At 54.8% G+C, this 1,749-nt stretch carries 1 rRNA gene (running past one end of the window); it reads left to right on the plus strand.

Going from position 1 to position 1,749, the window contains the following annotated elements:
- Positions 1-178: 178 nt before the first annotated feature.
- Positions 179-1,749 (plus strand): 23S ribosomal RNA (locus tag ACIPV1_RS18895) (it continues 1,657 nt past the right edge of the window).

The raw sequence follows: 1,749 nt of genomic DNA on the forward strand, positions 1-1,749 counted from the left end.
ACGGGTCCTTCGTTGGGCCGCATGAAGCACTGTCACTGGACGGTGGGGAGTGTGGTGCCGATCGTATGTTGAGAACTACACAGTGGACGCGAGCATCTTTGATTCGCGTCATCCAATCGACCGGGCACTTTTGGTGTTCGTGTTGTGGGTGATGACGGATCGCAATTTTAATCTTTGTGGTCAAGTTTCTAAGAGCAAACGGTGGATGCCTTGGCATCTGGAGCCGAAGAAGGACGTAGAAATCTGCGATAAGCCTCGGGGAGCTGATAATCGAGCCCTGATCCGAGGATTTCCGAATGGGGAAACCCCGCTGGGCGCTTTTGTGACCTGGTGACTCCCGCCTGAATATATAGGGCGGGTAGAGGGAACGTGGGGAAGTGAAACATCTCAGTACCCACAGGAAGAGAAAACAACATGTGATTCCGTGAGTAGTGGCGAGCGAAAGCGGATGAGGCTAAACCGATCATGTGTGATAGCCGGCGGGCGTTGCATGGTCGGGGTTGTGGGACACGTCACTCAGTTCTGCCGGACTGGGGCGGTTACAGCGCATCATAGTCGAACCGGTTTGAAAGCCGGGCCGTAGTGGGTGCCAGCCCCGTAGACGAAATGGTGTTATGGCCGGATGTGTATCCCAAGTAGCACGGGGCCCGAGAAATCCCGTGTGAATCTGTCAGGACCACCTGATAAGCCTAAATACTCCCAGATGACCGATAGCGGACAAGTACCGTGAGGGAAAGGTGAAAAGTACCCCGGGAGGGGAGTGAAATAGTACCTGAAACCGTTTGCTTACAAACCGTCGGAGCCTCCTTAGTAGGGGTGACGGCGTGCCTTTTGAAGAATGAGCCTGCGAGTTAGTGATATGTGGCGAGGTTAACCCGTGTGGGGCAGCCGTAGCGAAAGCGAGTCTGAATAGGGCGTTTGAGTCGCATGTTCTAGACCCGAAGCGAAGTGATCTATCCATGGCCAGGTTGAAGCGACGGTAAGACGTCGTGGAGGACCGAACCCACTTCAGTTGAAAATGGAGGGGATGAGCTGTGGATAGGGGTGAAAGGCCAATCAAACTTCGTGATAGCTGGTTCTCTCCGAAATGCATTTAGGTGCAGCGTTGCGTGTTTCTCGCCGGAGGTAGAGCTACTGGATGGCCGATGGGCCTCAACAGGTTACTGACGTCAGCCAAACTCCGAATGCCGGTGAGTGAGAGCGCAGCAGTGAGACGGTGGGGGATAAGCTTCATCGTCGAGAGGGAAACAACCCAGACTACCAACTAAGGTCCCTAAGCGTGTGCTAAGTGGGAAAGGATGTGGAGTTGCATAGACAACCAGGAGGTTGGCTTAGAAGCAGCCACCCTTGAAAGAGTGCGTAATAGCTCACTGGTCAAGTGATTCCGCGCCGACAATGTAACGGGGCTCAAGCACACCACCGAAGTTGTAGATTTCGCACACTAGACAAGCCTTCGTGGTTCAGTCGTGCGGAGTGGTAGGAGAGCGTCGTGTGGCGAGTGAAGCGGCGGAGTGATCCAGCCGTGGACGCTACACGAGTGAGAATGCAGGCATGAGTAGCGAAAGACGGGTGAGAAACCCGTCCTCCGAAAGACCAAGGGTTCCAGGGCCAGGTTAATCCGCCCTGGGTAAGTCGGGACCTAAGGCGAGGCCGACAGGCGTAGTCGATGGACAACGGGTTGATATTCCCGTACCGGCGAACAACCGCCCAAGCTAATCCAGTGGTGCTAAGAGTCCTAACCCGGAACAA

Origin of the sequence: Curtobacterium sp. NPDC089991 (genome assembly GCF_044748425.1) — a bacterium.
Taxonomy (GTDB): domain Bacteria; phylum Actinomycetota; class Actinomycetes; order Actinomycetales; family Microbacteriaceae; genus Curtobacterium.